Annotated in this window: 22 protein-coding genes; 9 read left to right on the top strand and 13 right to left on the bottom strand. The window is 45.9% G+C overall.

Features of this window, described 5'->3' with window-relative positions; all coding sequences use genetic code 11:
* The first annotated feature begins 147 nt into the window (after positions 1-147).
* Positions 148-1,179, top strand: a complete 1,032-nt coding sequence (locus I3248_RS02155) for an LLM class flavin-dependent oxidoreductase (RefSeq protein ID WP_238062368.1) — start codon at positions 148-150, stop codon at positions 1,177-1,179.
* 29 nt (positions 1,180-1,208) lie between these two features.
* Entirely contained in the window at positions 1,209-1,379 is a 171-nt protein-coding gene (locus I3248_RS02150; RefSeq protein ID WP_156923993.1) for a hypothetical protein, read from the top strand.
* Between the two features lie 78 nt (positions 1,380-1,457).
* On the opposite strand, the gene I3248_RS02145 is transcribed toward I3248_RS02150, so the two are convergent.
* From I3248_RS02145 to I3248_RS02130, 4 genes are all read right to left on the bottom strand, one after another.
* Entirely contained in the window at positions 1,458-2,288 is an 831-nt protein-coding gene (locus tag I3248_RS02145; protein WP_238062367.1) for an ABC transporter ATP-binding protein, read from the bottom strand.
* Positions 2,289-2,314: 26 nt separating this feature from the next.
* Positions 2,315-3,325, bottom strand: coding sequence for an iron ABC transporter permease (locus I3248_RS02140; protein ID WP_238062366.1), 1,011 nt, complete (start codon positions 3,323-3,325; stop codon positions 2,315-2,317).
* A 74-nt stretch (positions 3,326-3,399) separates the two neighbouring features.
* The gene (locus I3248_RS02135; protein WP_238062365.1) at positions 3,400-4,230 is read right to left on the bottom strand and encodes an ABC transporter substrate-binding protein; all 831 of its coding nucleotides are present in this window, start codon (positions 4,228-4,230) and stop codon (positions 3,400-3,402) included.
* A gap of 61 nt (positions 4,231-4,291) precedes the next feature.
* The gene (locus tag I3248_RS02130; protein ID WP_238062364.1) at positions 4,292-5,437 is read right to left on the bottom strand and encodes a ChuX/HutX family heme-like substrate-binding protein; all 1,146 of its coding nucleotides are present in this window, start codon (positions 5,435-5,437) and stop codon (positions 4,292-4,294) included.
* Between the two features lie 244 nt (positions 5,438-5,681).
* On the opposite strand from I3248_RS02130, the gene I3248_RS02125 reads away from it, so the two are divergent.
* Positions 5,682-7,793 (top strand): TonB-dependent receptor, encoded by a 2,112-nt coding sequence (locus tag I3248_RS02125; RefSeq protein ID WP_238062363.1) that lies wholly within the window; start codon positions 5,682-5,684, stop codon positions 7,791-7,793.
* 76 nt (positions 7,794-7,869) lie between these two features.
* Complete coding sequence (locus I3248_RS02120) at positions 7,870-9,114, top strand: HmuY family protein (RefSeq protein WP_238062362.1); 1,245 nt, start codon at positions 7,870-7,872, stop codon at positions 9,112-9,114.
* A gap of 139 nt (positions 9,115-9,253) precedes the next feature.
* Here I3248_RS02120 and I3248_RS02115 read toward each other — a convergent pair whose 3' ends face one another.
* The 6 genes from I3248_RS02115 to ispF all read right to left on the bottom strand — a co-directional run bounded on the left by I3248_RS02115 (position 9,254) and on the right by ispF (position 14,427).
* Positions 9,254-9,463: a ChaB family protein gene (locus I3248_RS02115; RefSeq protein WP_238062361.1), complete on the bottom strand. Its 210-nt coding sequence runs from the start codon at positions 9,461-9,463 to the stop codon at positions 9,254-9,256.
* Positions 9,464-9,642: 179 nt separating this feature from the next.
* Positions 9,643-10,602 carry an AEC family transporter gene (locus I3248_RS02110; protein ID WP_238062360.1) on the bottom strand — a complete coding sequence of 320 codons (960 nt, stop codon included), beginning with the start codon at positions 10,600-10,602 and terminating at the stop codon, positions 9,643-9,645.
* 76 nt (positions 10,603-10,678) lie between these two features.
* Entirely contained in the window at positions 10,679-12,574 is a 1,896-nt protein-coding gene (mnmG, locus tag I3248_RS02105) for a tRNA uridine-5-carboxymethylaminomethyl(34) synthesis enzyme MnmG (RefSeq protein ID WP_238062359.1), read from the bottom strand.
* 135 nt (positions 12,575-12,709) lie between these two features.
* Entirely contained in the window at positions 12,710-13,237 is a 528-nt protein-coding gene (locus I3248_RS02100) for a hypothetical protein (protein WP_238062358.1), read from the bottom strand.
* 173 nt (positions 13,238-13,410) lie between these two features.
* Entirely contained in the window at positions 13,411-13,761 is a 351-nt protein-coding gene (gene grxD / locus I3248_RS02095; RefSeq protein WP_025646862.1) for a Grx4 family monothiol glutaredoxin, read from the bottom strand.
* Between the two features lie 171 nt (positions 13,762-13,932).
* Positions 13,933-14,427 (bottom strand): 2-C-methyl-D-erythritol 2,4-cyclodiphosphate synthase, encoded by a 495-nt coding sequence (gene ispF, locus I3248_RS02090; RefSeq protein ID WP_238062357.1) that lies wholly within the window; start codon positions 14,425-14,427, stop codon positions 13,933-13,935.
* Between the two features lie 152 nt (positions 14,428-14,579).
* On the opposite strand from ispF, the gene mnmA reads away from it, so the two are divergent.
* Together mnmA and purB are read left to right on the top strand one after the other, a co-directional pair.
* On the top strand, positions 14,580-15,821 hold the full coding sequence (mnmA, locus tag I3248_RS02085; RefSeq protein ID WP_269117127.1) for a tRNA 2-thiouridine(34) synthase MnmA: 1,242 nt from the start codon (positions 14,580-14,582) through the stop codon (positions 15,819-15,821).
* A 283-nt stretch (positions 15,822-16,104) separates the two neighbouring features.
* Positions 16,105-17,496: an adenylosuccinate lyase gene (gene purB, locus I3248_RS02080; RefSeq protein ID WP_238062356.1), complete on the top strand. Its 1,392-nt coding sequence runs from the start codon at positions 16,105-16,107 to the stop codon at positions 17,494-17,496.
* A gap of 164 nt (positions 17,497-17,660) precedes the next feature.
* On the opposite strand, the gene I3248_RS02075 is transcribed toward purB, so the two are convergent.
* On the bottom strand, positions 17,661-17,855 hold the full coding sequence (locus I3248_RS02075; RefSeq protein ID WP_100749484.1) for an NF038104 family lipoprotein: 195 nt from the start codon (positions 17,853-17,855) through the stop codon (positions 17,661-17,663).
* Positions 17,856-17,988: 133 nt separating this feature from the next.
* Between I3248_RS02075 and I3248_RS02070 the strand changes: the two genes are divergently transcribed.
* Both I3248_RS02070 and I3248_RS02065 read left to right on the top strand, forming a co-directional pair.
* Complete coding sequence (locus I3248_RS02070; RefSeq protein WP_238062355.1) at positions 17,989-19,167, top strand: cupin domain-containing protein; 1,179 nt, start codon at positions 17,989-17,991, stop codon at positions 19,165-19,167.
* A gap of 220 nt (positions 19,168-19,387) precedes the next feature.
* Positions 19,388-19,549 (top strand): hypothetical protein, encoded by a 162-nt coding sequence (locus I3248_RS02065; RefSeq protein WP_238062354.1) that lies wholly within the window; start codon positions 19,388-19,390, stop codon positions 19,547-19,549.
* A 162-nt stretch (positions 19,550-19,711) separates the two neighbouring features.
* Here the strand turns inward: I3248_RS02065 and I3248_RS02060 are convergent, their stop codons facing one another.
* Together I3248_RS02060 and I3248_RS02055 are read right to left on the bottom strand one after the other, a co-directional pair.
* Positions 19,712-20,392 carry a YoaK family protein gene (locus tag I3248_RS02060; RefSeq protein WP_025646856.1) on the bottom strand — a complete coding sequence of 227 codons (681 nt, stop codon included), beginning with the start codon at positions 20,390-20,392 and terminating at the stop codon, positions 19,712-19,714.
* A gap of 177 nt (positions 20,393-20,569) precedes the next feature.
* Positions 20,570-21,379 carry an enoyl-ACP reductase gene (locus tag I3248_RS02055; protein WP_025646855.1) on the bottom strand — a complete coding sequence of 270 codons (810 nt, stop codon included), beginning with the start codon at positions 21,377-21,379 and terminating at the stop codon, positions 20,570-20,572.
* A 262-nt stretch (positions 21,380-21,641) separates the two neighbouring features.
* On the opposite strand from I3248_RS02055, the gene folE reads away from it, so the two are divergent.
* A complete protein-coding gene (gene folE, locus I3248_RS02050) occupies positions 21,642-22,238 on the top strand; it encodes a GTP cyclohydrolase I FolE (RefSeq protein ID WP_025646854.1) in 597 nt (198 codons plus the stop codon).
* The last annotated feature ends 77 nt before the right edge of the window (positions 22,239-22,315 follow it).

Raw genomic sequence — 22,315 nt, 5'->3', positions numbered from 1 at the left:
GTTAACACAGCCCTTGATAAACTCATGATCTACCCCATCATATACAGTATCAAGCGCTCACCCTTTTTATAGGCCGTCTTAAACGATAATAACGAAAGACTGCCTAAAGCTTGTGAGCGCTTATCACTACTCAATAATAGGTGAGATATGACCAACAGTAATACTACTACCATTCCTTTATCATTTTTAGATTTAGCCCCTGTACCTGAAGGTAGAACCATCACCGAGGGCATCGCCCAGACAGTCGAGACGGCACAAAAGGCCGAAGAAGCCGGTCTTAACCGCTACTGGATGGCAGAGCATCATAATATGGCAGGTATTGCCAGTGCGGCGACCTCTGTGCTGCTATCGCACATCGGTAGCCAGACTGAGCGTATCCGTATCGGAGCGGGCGGCGTTATGCTGCCGAACCATGCACCGCTTGTTATTGCTGAACAGTTCGGTACGCTACAAGCGCTGTATGGCGACCGCGTGGATTTGGGCTTAGGCCGAGCGCCGGGTACTGATGGCGCAACTTTTCAAGCGTTGCGCCGGCAAATGAAAGATGCTGAGCGCTTCCCGCAAGATGTGCAGGAGCTGATGTATTTCCTTGGTGATAGTACCGATAGTAGTCCTGTACAAGCTTTTCCTGGTGCTAAATCAAAAGTGCCAGTATGGATATTAGGCTCGTCAACTTTTGGTGCGACACTAGCGGCGCATTTAGGTCTGCCTTATGTGTTTGCCTCACACTTTGCTCCGCAGATGATTAGCCAAGCGATCAAAGCTTACCGCGATAACTTCAAACCTTCTGTTTATCTCGATAAGCCTTACTTGATGCTAGCGGCAAACTTACTACTAGCGGATGATGATGACACGGCAAATTATCACTTTACCTCAGCGCAGCAAAGCTTTGTACGCCTGCGCCGCGGTGAAAAAGGTCAAATGCCAAAACCTGTTGCCGATATGAGCTCTATTTGGAGTCCAAGCGAGAAAGCGATGGTTGATAATGCGCTGTCTGTGTCATTTATCGGGTCTGTGGAGACGGTTCAGCCAAAGCTTGCTGAGTTTATCGACCACTACCAACCTGACGAGCTGATTGTTACCGCTAACGTCTATGACCAAGAAGCACGTCTACGCTCATTTGAGCTCATCTCTCAGTTAAATTTGTTTACTTTACAAGGTGATGCCGCCGTTGCATAATAATCAAAAGCACTAATTGGAAACCTGACATGGAAGCTACCCCTGTGATTGCAGCATCATTGTTTATTGGCAGCTCTATATTCTTATATATAGTCGCCTTTATTATCGTTCTGGTATTTTTTGGCTATTTAACTTATCGTGTCAGCCCGAAAGGCAAAGCTCGGCGTGAAGAGCGGCGCAATCGTGATAGACGCCGCTAAATTTAATCTTCACTTTAGTGTAAATAAAAACCTCCTACTCTAGCGAGAAGGAGGTTTTTATTTACTCTGCTTTATTTGCTAAACAAATAGCACGCCGTCCTCGGTTTGATGCGCCTTTATATCAACATCATAAACCGCGCTTAATTGCTCGCTATCCATAACCGCATTAGGCGAGCCTTGAGCCACAACTTGTCCATTATGTAATAGCACAACGGCATCGGCATAGCGATGTGCATGAGTCAAGTCATGTAATACGACTAAGATGCTTTTATGTTGACGGCGCGCCAGATCACGCAAATAGGTTAATAAAAAACGCTGATGGCGAATGTCTAAATGGTTGGTTGGCTCATCGAGCATCATAATGTGCGTGTCTTGCATCAGCGCGCGCACGATAGCTAAACGCTGTTTTTCGCCCCCTGATAGAGTCTGTACTCGCGCTGATAGCAAATTACATAGCTCAAAATCCTCAAGCAAGCGTCTAGCCTGACTCACATGCTGAGCCTTTGGTCGTTGATACCAAGCTAGATTAGGGGATACGCCTAGCAGCACATAATCTAATACGGTCAATGGCAACTCAAAACGCTCATGCTGTCCGACCCAAGCGATATGACCATGGCGCATGACCTCATCAATGGGCTGACCATGAACGCTAATCTGTCCATCAGTTTTAAGACCTGATCCGGTATGCTGCCCTAATATAGCATGTAGCAAAGTGCTTTTTCCCGCTCCATTAGGGCCAATAAAAGCCACTAACTTGTGGCTAGGTAGCGTCAGTGAATCGACGCTTAATAGCACTTTAGCGCCATGAGCAATATGAATACCTTGTAAGCGTAGCAGCTCAGTATTATCTTCATGCTCATGATAGTCTATGGTAGTGGTTGTAGCTGCCGTAGCAGTTGAATTGAACATAGAGGGCATCCTTGATAGTTACTTGATTAACGACGGCTACTACGTACAAACAGCCAGATAAAAAACGGGCCGCCTAACAGCGCCAGCACAATGCCAACGGGCACATCTATTGGATAAGCCACATGCCGCGCCATACTGTCAATCACGAGTAGCAGCATAGCGCCCAGCCAGCCCGACCATATCATCAGCCGCATCCGTCCACCGCCAAACAAGATAGCTAGCAAGTTGGGCACCATCATGCCAATAAAGCCAATCACTCCGGCCAAAGATACTGCTGCTCCTGTTAACAAAGCTGAGGCAATAATTACCAGACAGCGGCTCAAGCCAACCTTTATCCCTAAAGATTTTGCAGTTGTTTCACCTAGCATTAACCCATCTAGTTGACGACCCAAAGGCAATAAAATAATGAGTCCTAGCACCATGGAGATAATCGAATAACGTAGCGGTACAAAGCCTGCTTCTGCCATACTACCTGATAGCCAGTTGGTCGCGGACCTAAGTACCATATCATCAGACATAAATAAGATTAGGCTCACCACCGCCGCGCAAAAGGCACTAATGACAAAGCCTAAAATCAGTAGCCCCATCTGACCGCCGCCCAAAAACCTATGACAGCCTAGGATAAACAAACAGACAATCACACTACCCATAAAGGCGGCAAAGGGAATACCAATACCGCTGACCCCAAAAGCAAGCACTAGCACCACGCCCAGTGACGCACCGCCTGAGGTACCGATAAGACTTGGATCAGCCAGCGGGTTTTCAAATAATGCTTGCAATGCAGCGCCGCTCACCGATAGTGCCATACCAACAAGCAATGCTGTAACCACACGCGGATAGCGCAATTGCCAAATGGTCTCATCTAAGTGCACCGGGCTTGACCACTCACCAAAGCCAATACCCAATCCCAACCAAATCAGCAGCAATGACGCTAGAGCTGCTAAGACATAGTAGACACTCTGCTTATATTTAGAAGGTATATTCAACGCGCCGACATGAGAGCGACTCTGACTTTTGGAAGTGGCACTGTTTGACATAAGGATATCGTCTGTAGCGTGATAAATGAGGAATTAAACCGATGAATCATGACAGTAGAGGTTTAGAGTGCCCGCTACTTTGCCATATCGTGTAGCGATTTGATGACCTTTGGAGAGTTTAGGCTGTAGCGTAAAAACTTATCGGCAGGCCAAAACTCAACCTTATTATTTTTGGCGGCATTACTTACGGCAATCTCAGGACGCTTACTAAACTTACTGACGCCGCCGATGACCTTTTGATTATGATCGGCGATGATAATCACATCAGGCTTGGCAGCCAGCCAGCCTTCACGCGACATAGGTTTGAGTCCTGAGACATTCGCCGCATTAATCCCGCCTGCCCGGCGAATCAGCTCATCCCCCACCGTCCCTTTGCCTGCGACAATGCGCCCATCATAGCTTAAGATATAGCGTTTGCCCGTTTTTGCTAACGGCTGCATGTCCTGAGACCAACGATCTGCAAGTTGTGCAGCTTCACTGCGGTTACCGATATAGATACCCGTCGCTTTGATGCTATTGGCAAAATAATCGACGCCCTCTTTTGGCGCTACGTTAGTGGCTTTGACATTTAAGTCATTGAGGCGCTTATAGACACTAACCGGCTGCACCATATAACTACCAAGTACCAAATCAGGCTTAACTGCCAACACGGACTCTGCGGTAATGTTGCGGTGCATCCCCACTTTTGGCACATCTTTTAAGGCAGGATGGCTATTGGTCGCATCTTTGCCCACCAGCTTGTCGGTCGCACCAAGCGCGACGATGATATCTGCCACATCTGGACTCATGGCGACGATGCGCTCATAAGCTTGTGCCGATAAAGCAGTCAGCGCGCAGATACTGCCAACAAAAAAAGATGATATGAGGCGGGAGCGAGAAAAAGAAGATGATAATTGCGCGAACATAAACGTTCCTTGTAACTGTGAATCATAAAATAGGAGTCATGAGTGGCTAACAGCCCTTTCATTAAGCAGGCTGTGCCGGATTATTGTGCATGGCAGTATGCTGCGCCTCTGCATTCAGCCCTTGTGAGAATTTAGCCACAATATCAGCAGTGATTTTTTGCCATGCTGCAAGCTCACTAGTGCCTTCCATACGCTGACCAAATACAGTCAAAATACTGCTGCCAAACTGATCGAACCCTTCGATACACGTGACGATACCATCAGCCGTTGGACGCTTGACGCACCACAATTGCGCCAGCTGCTTGTCTTTTAGATGCAAAGTGAAGTTATTGTGACTCTTATCTAAGATGTTGATCCAGTCGCCCATGCGTTTGATGGTTTTTACTGTACCGGTTTGAATTTGTACCAGCCCTGAATTGCCAACAAATATCATAATAGGACACTCGCTATCACGCGCTTGCTCAAAAACAGCACTCATCGCATCAAGGCTGAGCGGATATGCAGACCCTGTAGGCGCTTGACGGTAGCTACTGGCGCGATCAACCTCAAGCTTATTTAAAATGTGATAAAACTGATGGACATCCGTCATCTTGCGCCATCGACGCTGCAACTTGTCACGGTTATCATCACTCAATTCTTTATACTGCCAAGTCTTGGGTACGGTTGCCTCATCAAGCACCAGCTCGGTTATATCGACCGCTTGCGCATGCCTATCAACTAACTTCTGCCAGCGCGCGATATTATCATCGCTTAATTCGCGTAAAAACACCTTATCGATCGCAGCGCCCTGCTCATCAAAAAACTGAATGCTATAAGAGGGCTTATCACTCTTGCTAAGATCTGTCACGGCGAGCATATGCTGCCAGCGTCCCATAAAAAAGCGCAAATCTAAACCACCAACATTGAGGGCAATGCCCCTTTTTTCGCCAAGTTTTAGATTGTGATATGGTGCGGTTTTTTCATGGACGGCTAAGGCGTTACGTACGATACTCTCAACAGCACCGAAATTCTCTAGCTGCTCAAGCACTGCTCTGCATTGGCCACCAATATACTGGCTATGCGGTGAGGCAAGTAACAGCTCAAACTCACTTACACCCAATACCGCCGCGCCTTCGGTCGGAAATAACATCGGTGTCACCGTTTTTTTATCTTGGTAGGCCTGCCAAAGTACCGAGTCTTTTTGGCCAAGCTGAATGGGGTGAGTCATGGTCGTATCCTCTATTAAGCAAATATAAAAGCGGCGTCTCTATGCTTTTTTAATAAAATGCCGGAGCGCTCACTGACAAAACGCATTATGACCAACTTTTTTTTATTTGTAAATGATAATAATTATTATTTACTCATTGATAACCAATCTCATTTGTATTAATCTATGCTTACTTTGTTACTCAAAACTAAGAATTATGTAACTTATATTTATTCAAACTTCCTTATTCTTACTGTGTACACTTATGCCAACATCTAATACTTTTAAAGTTTCTCACAAGCCTTTGAGTGCCGCTATAACGCTTGTATTAGCCGTTACGATAACGGCAAACGCGAAAGCAGCAGATCCTTATCAGCTCAATAGTCTTGCTGATAGCGAGCAAAGCTTGGCAAATAGCGCCATGCCTAGCACCGTACTTGATCCTATTGTGGTAACTGCCACCCGTTCAAACCGAGCTCTTAGCGACGCCCCTGTCAAAGTAGATGTCATTAGCAGCAAACAAATCGAGGATAATCATGCGCATACCCTAAAAAAGGCGCTAGAATTATTGCCTAACGTTTATCTCAAGCAAGTACATGGCAAGACGGGCTATGAAGTCAGTATGCAGGGTTTTACAGGCGATCAGGTTTTAGTATTGATTGATGGTCTGCCTATCACCGCCAGTACAGGCTCGACAGTCAATCTCAATCAGTATATGACCGTAGATATCGAACAAATTGAGGTGGTTCAAGGAGCGGCGTCCGCGCAATTTGGCAGTGCAGCAATGGGCGGAGTGATTAATATTATTACCAAAGCTATTAACAAAACCAAAGCTTATGTCAATACCGAGCTTGCCACCAATGGCGATCAAAACCCTTCAGGTGATGATATTGATGCCAATAAACGCTTTATCGCTGCCGGTATCGAAGGAGCACTGGATCCAGCGCAGCGCCTGCAGGCCCGTCTGTCTGCTTCTTATTTAGATGATGATGGCCTAAATACCGATACCGCGCGCTGGCCACAAATCAAAGACGCTAGCGAACAAACGCAGGTAACAGGACGTCTCAGCTATACTCCTGATGATCGTACTATGCTTACGCACTCAAAGCTGTGGGCTGAGGCGAGCCGCTATAGTGAGGACGATACCAGCCGCTTTAATCTCCGCGTGGCGCAAAATATTTTGCCGCAGCAGCGTGAGGAGTCGATTAACAAGGATCGTATCAGCATCGGTGGTAGCACTGATATTCATCTCAATGAAAATACGCAAACCTATCAGTTATCTGCGCAAGCATTATATGAAGACTATCAAAGCGACTCAGACACCCTATCCAATGAGGTGCTTGCATCATCGCGAAATACAAACATCACCACCGCGCTAGGTCAGGTGCAGCTTGATTTACCAGCCATCGATTCAGGTGCGCATATGCACTTACTGCAAGTAGGCGGACAGGTGCAGCGCGACACCCTATCTCAAACCAAAAACAGTATCAGCGAGCTTATCAGCGATGAGGTCAGCCGTGATGTGGGCGAGCTATACCTCCAAGATGACTGGCTGATTGGTGATCATTGGGAGATACTCACGGGCATTCGTTATCAAGATGATCAAGACTTTGGCGATCATGTGGCACCAAAAGTAGCTGTCAAATACAACCGTACGGACGCAAGTGGACGCGATCATATCTTTCGCGCCAGCGTCGGCAGCGGCTACCGTGTGCCCAACTTAAAAGAGCGCTATTACGTCTTTGACCACAGTAATTTGGGCTATAAAGTCATGGGCAACCCTAGCTTACAGCCTGAAACCTCAACGAGCTATCAAGTCGGTTATCAAGGGCAGATTGGTGATGATTTAAACCTATCCATTAACGGCTTTTATAACGATGTGGAGGACTTAATCCAAACTGATAACGAAAACGCCATTATCGAAAATGGCATCCGTATTTTTCAATATACCAATATCGATAGTGCCTACACTTATGGCGGCGATATTGGCATCGATTGGCAAGTGGATGATCACGCCACCCTACAAGCCACATACGCCTATCTAAAAACCAAAAATGAGAGCGCCAACAGCGAATTAACTTACCGTCCTAATCATAAAGTCATGCTGGCACTCGATTATCAATTGAGTGATACATTGCAGCTTATTCCTAGGTTGAACTACGAGTCTAAGCAGCTGATTGATACTACCACGCAGTCCTACTCACCATCATGGTGGACGCTTGATAGTCAATTGAACTACAAGATTGATGATAATTTTAGTCTGTATGGCGCGGTGAATAACATCTTTGATACCCAGCGTGATGTACGCGATACCAGTGATTATCGCCCGATTGACAACCGTGAGTGGCTAATTGGCGCACGTTTTAACTGGCAATAAGCTGGATCACAAAATCTTTAACCCTTACTTTCATCGTTTTACTTAATATCATCGTTTTATTCAACAGGAGCTTTTTATGTCATCTTATTTACGCCTGACCAAAACATCTGCCTTAGGCGCACTCAGTGCCGCCATATTAGTTGCGCTAACCGGCTGCGGTAGTGATAGCGATAACAGTAGTAGTGGCGGTTCAACTACGGCACCACCCACGGCTACGGCGAGCTTTAGTCAAAGCGCTGAATGGACGATCAGTGGCGCGAGTCTCAACCCTAATATGCAGACTTGTTTTGATTTTGACAGTGATAGCGAGGTGGACTGTAGTAGCGCCACGTGGGACGTTAAATTTGATAATCAACAACGCGGGGTCAGTCTTTGGTCAAACAGTGGCAGCTCAGGCGACGGTGATGGCGGCGTGTTTGGATTGATGGATTGGTCAGAGCTAAGCGCTTATAACAACGGTATGCAAGACCCAAAAACCGGTAGTGACATCACGCACCATTATAACGAAGATAACAGTGGCGGTATTTTTGATAGTCACTCATGGTACGCTTATAATATTGCAGAAAATCATAAGCTATATCCTAATAACCGCGTGTACCTTATCACAACAGACCATACCGATCCGGCCACTGCCAGCAGTGTGCAGCAGCCTATTTATGCCATGCAGATTATCAACTACTACAATGAAGCTGGAGTATCTGGCCACCCAACCGTGCGCTGGATTGATACCGCAATGCCGCGCGCCGATCAAGTCAAAACCAAGACCATTGACGCCACTAGCAACACGGAGTGGACTTATCTGAATCTAAAAACGGGTAACATCGTTGATGATGCTACAAAACAGTGGCAGGTGGCATTTAGGCGTGACAGTGTCAAACTCAATGGCGGCGCGTCCGGTACCGGTAAGGTCGGTGGTTTTGTCGCCAATACTCCAGACGGCTACTATGATGATAAAGACGAGCCTATCAAAGCTAAGTTCATGACTGACAATAAAGAGCAAAGCCTTGCCAATCTATTGAATGTCACAGACTTTGATACGCCAAAATCAGCAGGCAGCTGGATGGTGGATAGCGACAGCTCAGATCTAAACCCGGGCTACACCGGCACTTATCCAAACCTCGATTTTGGCTGGTACACTTATAATGGCATGACTCATCAACTCAGTGCAAAACCTGATGACATAGCTCAAGGCGCGCTGATCCGCTCAAACAGTGGTGATAGTTATGCGCGCATGCGTCTGACACAGATTAATTATCCTGATGCTACCACCACCAAAGCCACCTCTTGGGTATTTAAATTTGATGTCCAGCCTGCTGAATAAATAAGATAAGTCATCAGGTTTATTAAAAATACAACTTCATATCAGCAAAACACCAGCCATAGTTATTATGGCTGGTGTTTATTGTTCAGGACAGTAGAACTTTAAGTTAAAATCTTAAGCTAATGAGTAGCCTCTTTGGCTATTTATGATCAGGCTTTTTGACCCATTTCCCATCGTCATTTTTATGATAGACGTTTTCAACCGCCGCCCACGCGGTAGCAAACTGACGCGACTCATCTTCATATTGCTCGCTTGCACTATTAAACGCCGCTTGAAAAATCTCTTGGGCATGCTTAGGTAAATTGTCTTTTACATTATCAGGTAGATCAGATAGTTTATCGTATGGCATGGCAGACTCCTTTACTTATATTATTTTTTTATTATAAAAAAAAGACGCTGCAAAACGCCATGTGTCTTTGGTTAACACGGTTAAAGTTAGTGACAATACCTCAGCACCTCTTATCTTTAAATACACTAAGCCTAAGCTCACCTCACTTTTTACATCAATACTAGTTACATCAATACTAATTACATCAATCCTAAAGCACGCAATACCGCCGCGCCTAGCGCCATACCAAATAGACTCACCACCGTGGTAAACGCCAAAATATTGGCAGCTAAAATGTCATTACCGCCCATCGCTTTGACCATCACATAGCTTGCCGCTGCCGTTGGCGATGCGACCATCAAGAACAGCACCCCCATATGCACGCCCGTTAAACCAAATGCCAAACCGATAGCGATAGCCAGTAGCGGCGCAATCACAATACGGCCTATACTCGCTTGCATCGATAAGCCTGACAGACTGAGCATCGCTTTTAGGTTGATACTTGCGCCCGCACAAAGTAGAGCGAGAGGCAGCGCCACTGCTGCGAGTAAATCACCAGTATGATGAATGACTGAGGGCACAGGCGGCAGTGGTAATGCTTTATAAGTAAAAGCCGCCAGTAGCGCTAAGATAAGCGGATTGGTAAATACCTTTTTTATTACCATTAGGCTACGGCTTAGACGGGTATCATCTAAGCTTTTAGACACTCGGCTAAGCGTAATCACCGCTAGGATATTAAAGAGAATAGTGACGATGCCCATATAGACCGCGCCGATACTGAGGCCGATATCACCATAAGCGTTGGCGACGGTAGCAAGACCGATAATCGCCATGTTGCTGCGAAAGATACCTTGGACAAACACCCCTTGATCAGCGCTATCGGCTATAAAGCGCTTAGCGTAAATCTCGCTACCAAGAAACAAAATAAAGGTGGTAACAATTCCTGCCGTTATTAAGGTGATTTGCTTAGCATAGTCAACCTCGCTATCGACCACACTAAAAAACAATAAAGCTGGCAGACAGTAATTAAAAACAAAATAAGAGGCTTGATCGATAAACGCTTGGCTCACTTGTCCGCGTTTTTTCATGAAAAAACCCAACCCCATCAAAAAGAGGTTGGGCAGTACGATAGTAATAGCAAAAATAACCGCAGCGATCATAAGTGACTCACGTCAATAAAACGTTAACTCATGTTTTAGATAAAACCTGTCTACAGCCTCATCAATAGTATAAAACTTACGACTCCAGTGCCGACTTGGCTTTTTTCTGCTTTTTGACTGTCATCGCTAGCAGTTGAATCGCGGCAGGGGTAACCCCGCTAATACGCCCCGCTTGTGCGAGCGTAGCTGGACGTACTTTACTGAGTTTTTGTACAATTTCATTCGACAGACCAGAGACGATACTATAATCAAAATCGAGTGGTAGCGCGGTATTCTCCAAACGCTTCATTTGCTCAATATCATCGCGCTGACGATCGATATAGCCGGCATACTTGACTGAAATCTCAATCTGTTCACCCACTTGGTTATCGACTTTGGAATCAGTAATCGCAGCGATATCGGCAAAGTTAATCTGCGGACGCTTGAGCAAATCATAAGCGGTCGCTTCTTTTGATAGCACCTCACCCGTTTGCGCGGCGACTTGCTTACCTAAGTCATTGACTGGCGTCGCCCACATGTCTTTGAGACGCGCGGACTCACTAGCTATCGATTCCATCTTTTGCTCATAAGCTTGCCAGCGGCTATCATCAACGAGACCTAATTTGCGACCGGTCTCAGTCAAGCGCTGATCAGCGTTATCCTCACGTAGCAGCAGACGATACTCAGCACGACTAGTAAACATTCGATACGGCTCAGTGGTGCCATGAGTGATGAGATCATCGACGAGCACACCTAGATACGCCTCGTCACGGCGCGGCGTCCACGTGTCATACTCGCTATTATTCGTGGTCTCTAGTGCAGCATTAGTACCTGCTAATAAGCCTTGCACCCCTGCCTCTTCGTAGCCTGTCGTGCCATTGATCTGACCGGCAAAATAAAGCCCATCAATCGACTTAGTTTCAAGCGTTGGTTTGAGGTTTTGCGGATCAAAATAATCATACTCAATGGCATAGCCAGGGCGGGTAATATGTGCGTTCTCAAGGCCTTTCATACTATGGATAAACTCTAACTGCACATCGAAAGGCAAGCTGGTGGAGATACCATTAGGATAAAGCTCATGAGTAGTGAGACCTTCAGGCTCAATAAAGATTTGATGACTGTCTTTATCAGCGAAGCGGTGGATCTTGTCCTCAATCGACGGACAGTAACGTGGGCCCACGCCTTCAATCTTACCTGAGAACATCGGCGAGCGATCTAGACTCTCACGAATGATGTCATGAGTACGCGCATTAGTATGAGTAATATAACAATTGACTTGCTCAGGATGCATATCTACATTACCCATATAGCTCATCACTGGCAATGGCGTATCACCAGGCTGTACGGTCATAACGCTAAAGTCCACCGTGCGCGCATCGATACGCGCAGGCGTGCCTGTCTTCAAGCGGCCGACAGGTAGCTTTAGCTCGCGCAGACGATCAGCAAGCTTAATTGAGGGCTGATCTCCCGCGCGTCCGCCCTTGGAGTTCTCAAGGCCAATATGTATGACGCCGCCTAAAAAAGTCCCTGAAGTCAAGATAACCGTCTGGGTTTTAAAAATAATACCGGTCGAGGTGACAACAGCAGTCGCGCGACCATTCTCGACTAAGATATCATCTGCACCTTGCTGAAACAGATCAAGATTAGGCTGATTCTCAAGCGTATGACGAATAGCCGCTTTATAAAGAATACGATCCGCTTGCGCGCGCGTGGCCCGTACTGCTGCGCCCTTACGACTGTTTAGCACTCGAAACTGAATGCCTGCCTTGTCGGTCGCCAAAGCCATAGCACCGCCTAACGCATCAATCTCACGCACTAAGTGCGATTTTCCGATACCGCCGATAGCAGGGTTACAGCTCATCTGGCCTAAGGTCTCGATATTGTGCGTCAATAGCAAGGTCTGCGCACCCATACGCGCTGCTGCTAGAGCGGCTTCGGTCCCCGCATGACCGCCGCCGATGACGACTACGTCGTAATATTTTGGGTATTGCATTTGTGCCTCGCTTGATAGATATCGACCCAAAAATAAGGACATCAACATCTATCGTATTCAGTGATTTAAAAAATGGCTAGAGAGTTGACATTGGTGCTCATTATAACAATTTTTAGCCGTTATTAGTGAGCTGCATTAATCAAACTTTATATTTTTGCCCTCGCTTAGCGGTACAATTTGATCGGAATTACCACTGACCAGCATATGCTGACTGCCATGACCTTCTGGGTTAATTTGCAAATAAGCATTCATCTGTCCAATCGCTTCGCCATCATCGCTAGCTAGTATTTGCTCTTTGATGAGCTCAACAGGCGGTAGTGGCAGGTTCTTCAATAAGGCCAAACGCTGCTCATTATCGCCTTTATTGACGACAATCTCGATAAGCTGACGAGCATCAACGGGCAGATCTGGCGTATTCTGTGCCAAAAGCGCTAGATGATAAGCCCCCGCCGCATCTTGATCAGCAACGATACGCTGCTCGATTGCGGTATAAGTACCTTCTGTCGCCCCGCCAGCGACGCTGAGCTGATGAATACATCTAAGCGCTGAGAAGTCCTCGTTATTGGCCATCTCGATAATGAGCGTTGATTCATTCTTAAGATGCTCGCGGCGTTTTTCTAAAGCGGCATCTTCATAGGCTTGCGTATTGGTTTGATTGGTCATAATACCCTCTTATTGTTTATTTGATTATGCAGCCGTATATGGGGATAAATACGCCGAAAACAACAAAGCCTGAGTCAGCAGCTATTGGCTGACTCAGGCTTTAACTAAGGCTGATTATTATTTTGAGTATTTACTCAAAGCTTATATGGGATCCATACAGCCTTGTCTATAAATTAAGCGGCAGGGCTATTAGCTTCGACTAGTGGCTTCAATTCGCCTGATTGATACATTTGTAGAATGATATCTGAGCCGCCCATCAGCTCGCCATCAATCCATAATTGCGGGAAAGTAGGCCAATTCGCTACTTTTGGCAAGGTCGCGCGAATCTCAGGGTTCTCTAAGATATTAACAAAAGCAAACGGACGGCCGATTTGCGTTAATACTTCAATAGAGCGCGCGGAAAATCCACACTGCGGAAACTGCGGCGTGCCTTTCATATAAATGAGTACTTTATTGTCACGAATTTGATCGCGAATCAATTGTTCGACATCATTAGCAGCGGTATTTGGGGTTTGCTCGCTCATAAAAGCTCCTATCCTATTAGTAGAGTGATTAAAATAGCAGGGTTATTAAAAATTTTGCTTAGCGTTGTGTGCTACATGGGGTAGAGATAACTTTATTGCAAGCCATTTTGAGGACTTATTCTAGATCTTTAACAATGGCTTATTAAGGGTCACTATCAAAGCCACTAATGATTAGGACTTATCAGCCAATAAAAGGACGACAGCACTTGCCATAATGCCCTCTTGACGACCGGCGAATCCTAGCTTTTCAGTAGTCGTGGCTTTTATGCTGACATTACTGATATCGGTTTGCAAATCACTGGCGATGTTGGCGCGCATCGCTTGATTGTGGGGAGCAAGCTTAGGGCGCTCACACATCACGGTAATATCAGCATTACCAATTTTGTAGCCGGCGTCGACTATTTTCCTATACACATAGCGCAGTAACACTCGCGAGTCCAAGCCAGCATGCGCGGCATCAGTATCAGGGAAGTGCTGCCCGATATCGCCGAGCGCCAGAGCGCCCAGTAGCGCGTCAGCAAGTGCGTGTAGCACCACATCACCGTCTGAGTGCGCCAGCAAGCTATGGGTGTGCTCAATCGGCACGCCAGCTAATATGACATATTGTTGCTGTTCACCATTGTTATGAAAAGCATGAACGTCAATACCTTGACCAATTTTTATCATTGTTCATCCAAAATTTTATTCAACATAAGCGAAACTTTTATGAAAGCATCTAAGCTATTTTTAAAACTAGAAATTAGCTTGATAAGCATTGATTTTTAATTCAATGCTATAATATAGCGCCTATGTTATCACAAATTGTTGAGCGCTCCGTTATGCCAGTTACATCAGCCACGCAAAATTTATCCAGTCAAGCTACTACGATCACTCACCATCGCCCTCTAAACTTAGCCGACATCGATAGCCCAAACACGAAGCGGGTCATCGTTGGTATGTCAGGCGGTGTGGACTCTTCGGTATCAGCCGTACTTCTGCAGCAAGCAGGCTTTATCGTTGAAGGACTGTTTATGAAAAACTGGGAAGAGGACGACGGCACTGAGTACTGCACGGCAATGGATGATCTGGCAGATGCGCAAGCCGTTTGTGACAAAATCGGTATCAAATTGCACACTGCCAACTTTGCAATGGAATACTGGGATCGCGTGTTCGAACATTTTTTAGCTGAATATAAAGCCGGACGCACCCCTAACCCTGATATTTTGTGCAACAAAGAAATTAAGTTTAAGGCGTTTTTGGACTATGCCTCTGATCCAAAATTTGGTCTTGGCGCTGATTATATCGCTACCGGTCATTACACGCGCCGCAGCGTAAATTATAAAAATAGCGCGGGTATGGAGGTAGCGCAGCTATTGCGCGGTCTTGATAATAATAAAGACCAAAGCTACTTCTTACATGCCGTTGGCGGCGACAAGATAGCCAAGACTTTATTCCCAGTCGGAGAGTTAGAGAAGCCTGAAGTACGCCGCATCGCAGAAGAGCATGATTTAGTGACCGCGAAGAAAAAAGACTCAACCGGTATTTGCTTCATTGGTGAGCGCCGCTTTAAGGACTTTTTGCAGCAGTACTTGCCTGCCCAAAAAGGCGATATCATCACTGACGATGGACATGTTATCGGTCAGCATGATGGGCTAATGTACTACACCTTAGGTCAGCGCGGCGGTATCGGTATCGGCGGAGTCAAAGACCGCCCTGAGGAGCCTTGGTTTGTCCTTGCTAAAGATTTAGAGAAAAACCAGCTAATCGTTGGTCAAGGTCACGAGCATCCTATGCTGATGAGTAATGAGCTGCAAGCTTATAAAATGGATTGGGTCGATGGTGCTGCACCCAAAGCTGTTTTTACTAGCGAAGGTTTAAGCTGTATGGCAAAGACACGCTATCGTCAACCCGATCAAGCCTGCACAGTTTTTGCTATCGATGAGCAAGGCCTTGAGGTCAAGGTTGTTTTTGATGAGCCGCAGCGCGCAGTGACGCCGGGTCAGTCTGCGGTGTTTTATATCGATGAGGTTTGTTTGGGTGGCGGCGTGATTGAGTCTATTGATGCGCCTTGCGGTTTTTAGATAGCATTTAATTTTTGACAAGCGGCAGTAGTAACCGTTACTGCTCCGCTTGTCATGTCGTCCGTTCGCGTTTGGATTATGATCCTCAATCGTTTTTGACTCCTCTCTCTATTCAATTTCTCCCAAATCTATTGACGTTGATATCTGTCTTTGACGTACTATTAATTCGTGGGAAATATCGCTGACACTCCTTTTTTGCATCAGTTTTTGCTATAATTGCGCCACCAAAATTTACTGCTGTCGTAAGCAGTCATTCACTTTCTGTTCACTCAAAGGCGATACCATGACCCCACTTACCGCTCTCTCCCCAATCGATGGCCGTTATGCTTCAAAAGCTGACAGCTTACGTCCTTATCTTTCTGAGTTTGGTCTTATTAAAGCGCGCGTCACCGTCGAAATTCGCTGGTTACAGTCATTGGCGGACAACAGCGCCATCGGTGAGTTGGCAGCGTTTGATGCAGATACCAATGCCTTTTTGAATAGTATCGTTGATGATTTTAGTGAAAGTGACGCGCAGGCGATTAAAGATATTGAGGCGACGACTAATCACGACGTCAAAGCGGTTGAGTACTTTATCAAAGATAAGTTTCGCGGCAATCAGCAGCTAGAAGATAGCTTGGAGTTTATCCATTTTGCTTGTACCAGTGAAGATATTAACAATTTGTCTTATGCGCTTATGCTCAAAGACAGCCGCGAGCTTGTGGTTGCTAAAATGCAGCAAGTGACCGATAGCATCGTTGACTTGGCGATTACTCACGCTGATCAGCCCATGCTGTCACGCACGCACGGTCAAACTGCTAGCCCAACGACGCTAGGTAAAGAGATGGCCAATGTCGCTTATCGCTTAGCTCGTCAAATTAAGCAAATCGGTCAGGTTGAGCTACTCGGTAAAATCAATGGCGCAGTCGGTAACTACAATGCTCACCTATCAGCCTATCCAGAAGTCAACTGGCAAAGTCATGCTGAGCAGTTTATCAATCAAAGCTTAGAGCTGACGTTTAATCCTTATACGACTCAAATTGAGCCACATGATTATATCGCTGAATTGTTTGATGTGGTCAAACGTTTTAATACTATATTAATCGATTTTAACCGTGACATTTGGCAATATATTAGCTTAGGCTATTTTAAGCAGCGCCTAAAAGACGGTGAAGTCGGTTCATCTACCATGCCGCACAAGGTCAACCCGATTGACTTTGAAAACTCAGAAGGCAACTTGGGCGTGGCCAATGCCATGCTAGCGCACTTAGGGGAAAAGCTGCCTATCTCGCGTATGCAGCGTGATTTGTCAGATTCTACCGTCCTGCGTAATATCGGTGTCGGCCTGGCGCAAAGTATGATTGCTTATGATGCATGCCTAAAAGGTGTAGGCAAATTAGAAGTCAATCATCAGCGTTTAAATGATGACTTGGAGCAAGCGCAAGAGGTACTTGCCGAGCCGATCCAAACGGTCATGCGCCGTTACCGTGTCGAAAACCCATACGAGAAGCTCAAAGCCTTGACTCGCGGTAATGCCATGACTCGCGAAGCCATGCTCACCTTTGTAGAGAGCGATGAGTTGGCTGCTGTCTCAGATAGCGACAAAGCAAGCCTGCGCGAGCTGACGCCAGCTACTTATACGGGTAACGCTGCTGAGCAAGCACGCGCTATTCAAGACTGGATAGCAAAGCTTTAAAGTTTGCTAAGGTGAATTGAATACCTTAAAGCAATAGAGATAAGGCACAATTACCTCATCTCTATTTGTTCAAACTGGCTATACATTCGCCTAAGTCTATAAAAAAACAACCTTACTTTGCATGCTATGATGATCTTAAAAACTCATAGGTGATAAGTAAGGTTTTATTTTTTATCCTTTTTATCATCATCGTCATCACTGTCGCCTGGTATGATAGCCTTGCCGACCGCGACCGTGCCTTTGACTACGCCTTTGGTGGTTTTATAAGCAACTTTGGCAGGTACAGTGACAATTTTGTGGACACAAGCTTGTAGGACAAATACGCTGGCGATAATGACGATGAAATGCAACTTTTTCATAAACTTCCTATAATTTTAAGATAAGCCGATAGTCTTTGTATTAAGCTATCGAAAAGTCATCATAAACGATTAAAACTCTCCTATAAAGTCATCCTGACTATTAATTTTTCCTAATTTTTATATGGATTTACCAATGAGCGCTATACCCCTTTGTTTACCTGATAATATGACCCCTGAGCAATTCTTAAACGAGTATTGGCAAAAAAAGCCATTGCTGATCAAGCAAGGTCTGCCGCAACTAATCGGTATGTTTGAGCCAGAAGATATGCTCGGCCTAGCGCTTGAAGAAGAGGCCTCTGCCCGCCTGCTCACTCAAGCGGCAACTAAGCCTGTCGATGAGCCGCAGTGGCAACTCAAAAAAAGCCCCTTAAGCGAAACCGACTTTGACAACCTGCCAGCGCAGTGGACAGTCCTTGTGCAAAACCTTGAGCAATGGTCGCCTGAGCTTGGGCAATTGTGGCAAGCGTTTGACTATATTCCGCAGTGGCAGCGTGATGATATTATGGTCTCTTACGCGCCTAAAGGCGGCTCGGTCGGCAAGCACTATGATGATTATGATGTGTTTTTGGCGCAAGGCTATGGCTCTCGCCGTTGGCAGCTAGGTAAATACTGTGATAAGAATACAGAGTTTGTCACAGATGAGCCGATAAGACTGTTTGATGATATGGGCGACATCATCTTTGATGAGATATTAGAAGCGGGTGACGTGCTTTATGTGCCGCCCAAACTCTCGCATTTCGGCGTGGCGCAAGATGATTGTCTGACTTTCTCTTTTGGCTGCCGTCGTCCAAATTTGATGCAAATTATCGATAGCCTAGCGGATATCGCCACCAACGATAGCGATTTGTTTATTCCGCTGCTATTGCCGCAAGCACTACAGGCATCTGGCGCATTGCAATCAGAGAGTATCAGTGCGATCAAAGAGCAGCTCTTGCACATGCTACAGTCTGAGCGTGGTGACGATATCATTCGTCAGGCGGTATCTGAGGTCGTCAGCAAGCGTCAATATGACGCGCTCGTACCTGAGGAAACTCTAACGACCGATGAGCTCATGCAAGCCATAACGGAAGGCGCGACCTTGCAAGCAGATTACAGCAATCGGCTGCTCTATCATAAACATGCCGGTGAACTCATCCTTTACGCTAATGGTCAACGCCTAGATGGTCTAGATACTATTGCCAAACAGACATTGCAGCGCTTGGCAGATGGTGAAGCTTTGCAGGCGGATGATGTTGCAGACATCGATCCCGATGACTTAATGGAGTGGCTGGAGAACGGCTGGGTGTGGGTGAATATTGCTGATGATTTTTAACCTGCCTGATTATAGCTCCTATTGGCTAAAAGACTGCAGCACTTATTAAATGAGCTCTATTCAAAGAGGTACTGTCTCAGCAGTGTCGGCAGTGTAGAGAGAAATGTTACACTCAGTCACGAAAGTTATGCAGTTATACCGTGTACATATCTTATTGCTTGAACCATACTATTTTGGATACTATAAATAAATATGGAACAACACTAACTAGGAGTACTTTATGTCAAATCGTGATACAACTGATGCAACAACCAAGATGGCACCTAACGATATTAATCAAGATGGCCTATCTGAAAAGGATCAACAACGTACTGACGATTCAGCTCTCGATATGATGCAAGGTATGCATGAGCATGAAGATCATGAAGATGAGAATGAATAAAACAGTTAAAAATTTAGCTTTTTATAGGTACTGATTATAGCTACTAAACTTACATCGCTTATAAAATTGCTAATAGACTATCAAAATTAAAAAGCGCTTATCATATTGATAGGCGCTTTTTAGTGAGTAGATGGTATGCTCTGTATGCAAGCGAGACAAATTTTACAAAGCAGGAGGACGTCTCTCAGGTAGCTGATCTAAGGATTGGTTATATATAAATGCTGCTGCTAAGACGATAACAATAGGAACGATAAAGGCGGCATAATCAACTCTAGCAAATAAAAAAGCCCCGACTACCCCGCCGCCACAAAAGCAATACCAAATAATGGCCTGAAAGCCTAAAGTGGGCTTACTAATAGCGCGTCCTGCCAGCCAATTACCGATAGCCGCGCCCATATCTGAGGTCAGTCCCGTCAGATGCGTGGTACGAATCACCGCGCCGCTATAAGTCGCTACCATGGCATTTTGTAATCCGCAAGCCATTGCCGCAGTGAGCTGACCTAGATAGGCATGCTGCTGATAGAGCCAGTAGCTCGCTATTAACAGGAGTGCTTCTAAATATAGCGCGCGTCCGTATCGCCGGCCTAATTTTAAAGAGTTTTGTCCGATGATAAAGCCGCTTAACACCGCGCCTATCAAAAAAGCGATTAAAGAAGCGCCAATGAATAAGACACTAGGACCATCAAAATGCGCGATGGCCGCCGAGAATAAACTTACATTACCCGTCACATGCGACACGGATAAATTGGTAAAACCCATAAGCGCCACACTGTTGACGCTGCCAGCACTGAACGCTAGCACCGCCCCGCCCCAGAGTATCCATTTCGGTAGTTTAGTTATCATAGCTCTCGCCTACGCGCTGATTCAAAACAGCTCATCATACACTAAACACTGCCCACAAAAAAAGGCAGCCTATTCGCTGCCTTAATATAAGATAACCAGCACTATAATAGCTTTTTGGGGCTAGCTATTTAGGACGACACTCTAGCGCTAAGAGTAATGAACCAGTAGTAATCTACGTTATTTATCCGCTTCATCTAGCATCATCAGCTGCTCGCTGATTGCGACGGTGTTGAAACCTGCATCCACGAACATAATCTCGCCAGTGATACCCGATGCCCAAGGAGACAGTAAAAATAACGCAGCATTACCAACTTCCATCTGATTGATGTTGCGCTGTAAAGGTGCGATTTTTTCGCTGATATCGAGCATCTTACGAAAAGACTTGATGCCACTAGCAGCAAGTGTACGGATAGGCCCTGCTGAGATAGCATTGACCCGAATACCCTCAGCGCCCATCGATGTTGCTAGATAGCGCACGCTCGCCTCTAAGCTGGCTTTTGCCATGCCCATGACATTGTAATTGGGTAGTACTGAGATGCTGCCTTCATAAGTTAGCGTCAACATGGAACCGTGACGCATCGCTAATAATTCGCGGGCGGCCTTAGCTAGAGCCACAAAGCTATAGCTTGAGATATCATGAGCGATTTGGCTGCCCTCGCGGGTGGTAGCGCTAACAAAATCGCCATCTAATTGCTCCATAGGGGCAAAGCCAATAGCATGTACCACCCCATCGATACCATCGCCCCAATGGTTTGTCACTTGCTCAAAGCAAGCAGCGATAGAGTCGTCAGAGGCGACATCGCATTCAAGGACTAAATCTGCTTCAAACTTCTCAGCAGCCATATCGACGCGTTTTTTGATTTTGTCATTAGGGTAAGTCAGAATTAATGAAGCACCTTCGCGGTGTAGTGCCTCAGCGATAGCCCAAGCAATAGAGAGTTTGCTGGCAATACCAGTAACGACAAAACGTTGGCCTTGAAGTAACATAATGGGTCCTTATAAAGCAGTTATAATTATCTAAATCTACAGGTTCTCATTATACACGAATCAATTTAAGTAAACAGTCGTAAACTTAAATACTGCTAGCGCAATCGACAGCGGTATGAAGTTGCGCTGATTTCAAGTATAATCACAACCCTTCCAAGCTTGCACTTTCTTCATAAATCCTCAGCCGCCCAACATAAACTGTCTTGGGCGCGAGAGACTTTAGCGTTAAGCGATACCCACATTTTGGATGGCTGTCAAAATTATGAGTAATGACTCAACTCTAGCATCAAACTATCAAGAAACCATCGAATCTTATCGTCAACTGATAGAGTCGACTGGTGAAGACCTAGAACGTCCAGGCTTACAAGATACGCCTATGCGGGCAGCAAAGGCTTTTGCTCACCTGACCCAAGGCTATCATCAAAATTTAGCCGATGTCGTCAACGATGCGGTATTTCCATCGAGTAACCGGGAGCTGGTGTTGGTTCAGAATATAGAGTTTTATTCTCTATGTGAGCACCATATGCTGCCTTTTCATGGCCTTGCGCATATCGGCTATCTGCCTAACGGACAAGTGTTAGGGTTATCAAAGTTTGCGCGGATTGTAGATGTGTTTGCGCGTCGCCTGCAAATTCAAGAAAACCTCAGCGAGCAAGTGGCACAGGCTATTATGGATGTGACTGGCTGCCGCGGGGTGGCAGTGGTTATGGATGCCTCACACATGTGTATGATGATGCGCGGTGTCAATAAGCAGCACTCTACGACTCGTAGCACGGCTATGCTTGGCGAATATGTACATGATAACCAAGCACGTAATGAGTTTTTAAATGCGCTACCAGCGCGCAAGACAGCGTTTTAATTTGATTCTTCTTAATTTGTATTAGGGCGTGTTGAACATTCACAAATGCGCACTGCTGATCGCTACTAGTTTATCAA

The sequence above is a fragment of the Psychrobacter sp. Ps3 genome (assembly GCF_022129275.1).
GTDB classification, from domain to species: domain Bacteria; phylum Pseudomonadota; class Gammaproteobacteria; order Pseudomonadales; family Moraxellaceae; genus Psychrobacter; species Psychrobacter submarinus.
Note: the sequence above shows the minus strand (reverse complement) of the source record. Positions and strands in the feature narration are given on the sequence as shown.